General features: G+C 56.2%; 6 protein-coding genes and 2 pseudogenes. 7 read left to right on the top strand and 1 reads right to left on the bottom strand.

Annotated elements, in window-relative coordinates:
* The 7 genes and pseudogenes from BLS48_RS33900 to BLS48_RS33870 all read left to right on the top strand — a co-directional run.
* On the top strand, window positions 1-266 hold a 266-nt coding region (locus tag BLS48_RS33900; protein WP_143019590.1), incomplete at its 5' end, for a DDE-type integrase/transposase/recombinase.
* A gap of 124 nt (window positions 267-390) precedes the next feature.
* Window positions 391-489: pseudogene (locus BLS48_RS36720) on the top strand (HTH domain-containing protein); the annotation flags it as partial.
* A 588-nt stretch (window positions 490-1,077) separates the two neighbouring features.
* Window positions 1,078-1,293 (top strand): hypothetical protein, encoded by a 216-nt coding sequence (locus tag BLS48_RS33890; protein ID WP_038654879.1) that lies wholly within the window; start codon window positions 1,078-1,080, stop codon window positions 1,291-1,293.
* Window positions 1,294-1,357: 64 nt separating this feature from the next.
* Complete coding sequence (locus tag BLS48_RS33885) at window positions 1,358-2,302, top strand: SctD/MshK family protein (RefSeq protein ID WP_276315583.1); 945 nt, start codon at window positions 1,358-1,360, stop codon at window positions 2,300-2,302.
* 192 nt (window positions 2,303-2,494) lie between these two features.
* Window positions 2,495-4,546 (top strand): type III secretion system export apparatus subunit SctV, encoded by a 2,052-nt coding sequence (sctV, locus tag BLS48_RS33880; protein ID WP_038654873.1) that lies wholly within the window; start codon window positions 2,495-2,497, stop codon window positions 4,544-4,546.
* A gap of 61 nt (window positions 4,547-4,607) precedes the next feature.
* Complete coding sequence (locus tag BLS48_RS33875; protein WP_038654870.1) at window positions 4,608-5,117, top strand: tetratricopeptide repeat protein; 510 nt, start codon at window positions 4,608-4,610, stop codon at window positions 5,115-5,117.
* 126 nt (window positions 5,118-5,243) lie between these two features.
* Window positions 5,244-5,470, top strand: a pseudogene (locus tag BLS48_RS33870) (DDE-type integrase/transposase/recombinase); the annotation flags it as partial.
* Window positions 5,471-5,480: 10 nt separating this feature from the next.
* Here BLS48_RS33870 and BLS48_RS33865 read toward each other — a convergent pair.
* On the bottom strand, window positions 5,481-5,773 hold a 293-nt coding region (locus BLS48_RS33865; protein ID WP_167365350.1), incomplete at its 5' end, for an ATP-binding protein.

Below are 5,773 nucleotides of genomic sequence, written 5' to 3'. Positions count from 1 at the left end.
AACGCCAGGTCATGCCGAACGTGGAACACCGCTCGCATAAAGGCTTGAACAACCGGGCGGAGAATTCTCATCTGCCGTTCCGAAAACGGGAACGAACGCGACAGGGTTTCCGGTCGGTCGGCTCATTGCAGCATTTCGTGTCGATCTTCTCCGCCGTCCGAAATCTCTTCGTCCCCTCCCAGACCAACCGCTCGGCAGCACAAATTCGAACCCATCGACGCCAGGCAATGGCCGCGTGGGAAGCCGTGAGTGCACTGCCTGCCTGAAAAGCGCGGTGTCGGCCTCACGCGGCCACATTTCAAACAACGTGACAACGCCCACTGCCTGCCTGAAAAGCGCGGTGTCGGCCTCACGCGGCCACATTTCAAACAACGTGACAACGCCTTGGATATGCATCGGCAGGGGCTGTCGGCGTCAGCGATCGCCAGGCAGACCGGCGTCGATCGAAAGACAATCCGCAAATACATCGAGCGTGGCCTTGAGGCCCCTGCATGCGCCAGAAGCGTGGCCAACACTACACCTTGCAGACAAATCAACAAGTTTGTCCCGAGCAGAAGCCCGAAACGTCCACGACGTTTCTCGGTTGCTGCATTTTGTTCAGAGTCGTCAGCTTCTGGAAAGCTGGCGCTCGTAACTTGATTAAATGATGGTGTTAGGCGTCCCCCAATGGAAACTGATGTAGGAGAACCGGATGGTTGCAGGAGTTGGAAGTGGAGGTGGTATCGCCAGCTTTTCCTTGACCCGCAGTGGGCATGGAGATCGGAATGCCAAACCACAGCACCCGTCCCCCGTCCAATCTGCCCATAATAAGCCGGTTGATGGGAGTGATCATCGTAACAAGCCTGTTAGCGGGGGTGATCGGCCGGAGGGTCCGACCGTCTCTGGAGATGGCGCGCAAACTCTAACTGAACACTTCGATGCCGTTCTCTCCTCTTTTATGATGACTATTGCGAACGATGCTATGGCTGACGCCGACGACGCTTTGGCGGAAACTGACGAGGATGCCTGATGTGGATGGTCTGCGTCAGGAGGTGGTGTCGTGTTAACGGCACAGTTTGAACAGACAAGGAGAACAAAATGACTAAAGCAAGTACTGGTATGAGTGCGGTTGGTACTGGTGGTACAATGGCTGCAGACGTCGGCACCAAAGCCGCTGGGGAAGTCGCTTTCAAGGCCCAAATCGCGGAGCTATCGGCGATGAGCTTGGAGGCTACGGCTAGGAGTGTACTGCTCCGCACCGTTACGACCAATCTCAACACAATCAAGAAAGCGGCCGACGAACGCGTTTCCTAATCGTTCAACGGGGCTCAAGGTAGCCTCCTTCCGCGCCTCTATGGTAGCGCGACGTGGAGCGAAAATGGCCGCATGGCAATTGCTGTGCGGCCTCTGTCCTTTATTTGAGAGATCATCCGTGGATGACACCATTTCCCTCTATTACGAAGTGCTGTCGGGGCTCTATTGTGGGTTGGCCGGTAAGACTTCTCTCGAAACGAGCTTAGTCGGCAGCGGCTTGGACGCCGATATGATCTTCGTTGAGCAAGGGCTGGCCTCGCATCATTTTCGTATCAAACTTCTTGGCAACTCGGTCGAGGTCGAGGCGCTTGCTGCCGGACTAAGGATTGAAGGGAAGCGGAACATTGCCGTGGGCGAGAGCGTTGTCGTGTCCCTCCCCGTCGTCGTTCTCTCAGGCGAGATGTCCATTCTCTGGTCCGTAAAGAATGGAGTCCTAAATAGTTCGATCGGCATATCAAGCGTCTCGAGCCGTGTTCTGGCCATGGTTATGTTCGCCTCTCTAGCGGCCGGTACTCTCGCAGCCATTTTCTCCTATAACGGGGATGCTGGTGTATCGAGACCCGATACACCCAGGGCCGATTATGAGTCGAAGCGAACCAGTCCCCGCGCCAGCGACCAGACTGCAGAGGCGGTGGCCAAAGAGCTGCAGGACGAAGTGGACAGAGCGGGCCTGCTGAATGTTAAGGTCACCTCGGCGAGGGGTGCTGTGACCGCAGAGGGTACGGTCACGTCTGCATCGATCATCAGCTGGCGGAAGCTTCAGCAATGGTTCGATCATCGTAGCAAGGGCGCACTAACCCTGATCAATGGAGTGCTCACCCAAGACGAAAAAGCGCCATCCGCAATCGCCGTCGAAGCCGTTTGGCATGGACCCCAACCGTATCTCGTCGTCGATGGCGAGAAGTATTTTGTTGGCGCCGTTCTAGAGGACGGATGGACGGTCGACCGGATCGAGGAAGGCCGTGTGCTTCTAAGCCGAAACGGCCGCCTTGCGGCCCTCCCCTATTAGCCCGCCTATCAACCAGAATAACGTCGTCGGCAATCATTCTGCTGCGGCCGGTACCTCGCGTATTTTTCTGGCTCCCATGCGCGGCCTGGCGATTGGCTGGCCCAAAACTTTGGAAGAGCCGACCGACTTCGCTTGCCACGCTTTCACTGCGAAGCAGCAGAGTGACACTCAAACGATCGAAAAGGGGCCTCGATGGCCAACGCCCTCCGCAACTTCATCAAGCGTTCGCCAGCCAACCCTGACCTAATGGTCGCGCTGATGCTGCTTCTGGCGATCGCTCTGATGGTCATGCCTATCCCGGTCGTGCTGGTCGACGCGATGATAGGATTCAATATGGGACTCGCGATCCTACTGATGATGGTTGCCCTTTATGTTGGCACTCCACTTGATCTTTCTTCTTTGCCCGGCGTCATTTTGCTTGCCACGGTATTTCGCCTCGCGCTCACCGTCGCAACCACGCGCCTGATCCTGGCCGAGGGGGAGGCAGGTGCCATCATCCACACGTTCGGAGATTTCGTGATCTCGGGCAATATTGTTGTGGGTTTCGTCATATTTCTGGTCGTCACCATGGTGCAATTCATGGTCCTGGCAAAGGGCGCCGAACGCGTAGCAGAGGTGGCGGCGCGCTTCACCTTGGACGCACTGCCTGGTAAGCAAATGGCCGTCGACGCGGAGCTACGCAACGGCCACATCGACGCTGCCGAATCTCGCAGGCGGCGCGCCGCATTGGAGAAGGAAAGCCAACTTTACGGCGCTATGGATGGCGCAATGAAATTTGTAAAGGGCGATTCCATCGCCGGACTGGTGGTTATCTTCATCAACATGCTGGGTGGAATTTCGATCGGCCTGCTCTCGAAGGGCATGTCCTTCGGAGATGTGCTGCATCACTACACATTGCTGACGATAGGCGATGCATTGATATCGCAGATTCCGGCCCTGCTGCTTTCGATTACAGCGGCGACAGTCGTGACCCGTGTCACTGGGCCCGCGAAGGTTAATCTTGGTACTGAAATAGTGAGTCAGCTCACGGGCAGTAAGCGACCATTGCGGCTTGCAGCTTGTGTACTGATCCTAATGGGATTCGTTCCTGGCTTCCCTCTGCCCGTTTTTTTGATCTTGGCCGCAATCTTCGGCGCGATCAGCTTTGTCAAGAGCGATGTGCCAGACCTCGCTAGCGTCAATACCATATGTGAAACTTCAGGGGAGACCCCAAAGCAAACCGCGCCAGCACAGGAACATCCGATCGCTTTCTTCCTTGCACCAGACTTGATGTATGCGATCGAACAAAGCGAATTGCAGCAGGAGATTGCACGCCTTTCGCTACTAGTCTCAGCCGACATAGGCATTGTCGTCCCCCTGATCCCTATCACGGTAGACCTGCAGTTGTCGGAGTCGCAGTTTCGGATAGATATAGAGGGGGTGCCCGTCGAGCAGGATGTGTTAAATCCGAACGAGCTAACGCTACAAGATGATGTGGCGAAAGTCGAATCGAGCGGTATCCCCTTTCGGCGTGATCCAAAATCGGGCAGACTCGTGACCGAACAACGCCATGCACCGGCTCTCAAGCGCATCGGCATCACGCATTACGGACCAGGTGAATTCCTCGCGTTGCGCGTCCATGCAGCGTTGACCCGCTTTGCTTCACGGTTGGTCGGTATTCAAGAGACCCGCCAACTGATTGGCCGAATGGAGCAGAACTATGCTGATCTGGTAAAGGAGGTACTGCGGACCACGCCGATTCCTCGGATTGCGGATGTGCTGCGTCGGCTCCTGGATGAAGGTATCCCGATCCGCCATACCCGCCTCCTCTTGGAAGGATTGGCTGAATGGAGCGAGCGTGAGCAAGATGTTGCCCTGCTCACCGAAAATGTTCGGTCTGGTTTGAAGCGGCAGATCTGTTACCGCTATGCCAACACAGAGGGCATCGTGGCCGCGTTGGTCGTGGAACGTGGGAGTGAGGATGTGATGCGCAATGCAGTTCGAGATTCGGCTGCAGGCCCCTACCTCGTACTAGAGGATCGGCAAAGCGAAGCGCTGCTGTCGCAGATGCGTCAGATCCTTTCGAACACCGCACCGGGTCAGAACCGCCCTGTCGTTTTGACCTCAACGGATATCCGACGCTTTGTCCGGGGCTTTTTCACGCGAAACGGGATCGATCTTGCTGTGCTGTCTTATCAAGAGCTCGCCTCCGACTTTACAATTAAACCCGTGGGGTCCGTGAAATTTCCACCTGGGCCGCCATAGTAAAGCCAATCCGCTAGTCACCGACTACGTCATAGCATCCCGTTATAATTGAGAATCAAACATGAGCTCACATGTGAATATAGTTCTCCGATCGTTCAGGTTTTTTCACCTGAACTCTCTGCTCTTCCTCGTACTCGCCATTCTGCCTGTCGGCGGTTGCGCCAGCTTGGACAACCCCTCTCTTTCAGTGACGGAGTCATCATCCCTCGATTTGCGCAACGCCAACGAAATCGATCCGGCTATGCGAGAGCGCATTTTGCGCGCAGTCGGTCCGGATGCTCAAGAGCGGGCATTGAGGGATGAGCTGCAACAGCACCCTGACAATGTTGATGCAGCGATCGGACTTACGAATGCTTTGGTGGAGCAGAGACGCCCGCATGAGGCGCTTCAGGTACTCGACAGACTCTTGGTTGCAGCCCCAGGAAGTTTGCGCGTATTGAACGCGAAAGCCGTGATCTTGGATCTCGAGGGGCGGCACGACGCGGCGCAGGTGTTATATCGGCAAGCGCTCGAGTTGGAGCCTGGGAACCGAATGGTGCAGCACAATCTCGACCTGTCGCTTGCGTTTTGAAGCTCAATTCAGACCTCAACCTGCTTTCAACAAGCAGATGGCAGGCGCAGCCAAAAGGCGATCGGGTCCTGCGACACCACAAATCGCTTGCAGCATCGCTCCCGGCGCCGGCTGAAGCCGACCCAGATCCGCAAGAGTAGACACCTGATTAACCGGATCGAACAGGACCATCGGCGCATCAAGCGCCGTATCCGGCCGATGCTCGGCTTCAAGTCGTCCCTCAGCGCTGGCATCATTCTGTCCAGCATCGAAATGTCCACATGATGCGCAAGCGACAAGCGAGGTGCGCCTTCAACCCGAATCCGTCCTTGGTGTCAATACCGGGTGAAATTTCCCCAAAAGTGCCGAAGTAAAATTCCCCAATTACGCCGTCTCGGACGGCATGGAGAATTGGGTATTTTTCGGCGGCCGACCGCGCGGCCGTGATGGTGGAGCGAATGACGGTGGAGTAATCAGGGCTTTCGAACGGACGTGTTCAGGCATCAATTCGGCATGCTGGCGCAGCCTGTAGCTTGATCCTTCGATCTGAACGACGACGGCATGGTGCAAAAGCCTGTCGAGAAGCGCGGTGGCGACCACGGCGTCTCCAAAAACATCTCCCCACTCTGCAAAGCCGCGGTTGGACGTCAGGATCATTGCCCCTTTCTCGTAGCGGG

This window comes from Mesorhizobium qingshengii (genome assembly GCF_900103325.1).
GTDB classification, from domain to species: domain Bacteria; phylum Pseudomonadota; class Alphaproteobacteria; order Rhizobiales; family Rhizobiaceae; genus Mesorhizobium; species Mesorhizobium qingshengii.
The sequence above is the reverse complement of the archived record's forward strand: the minus strand, read 5'-3'. Positions and strand labels throughout refer to the sequence as shown.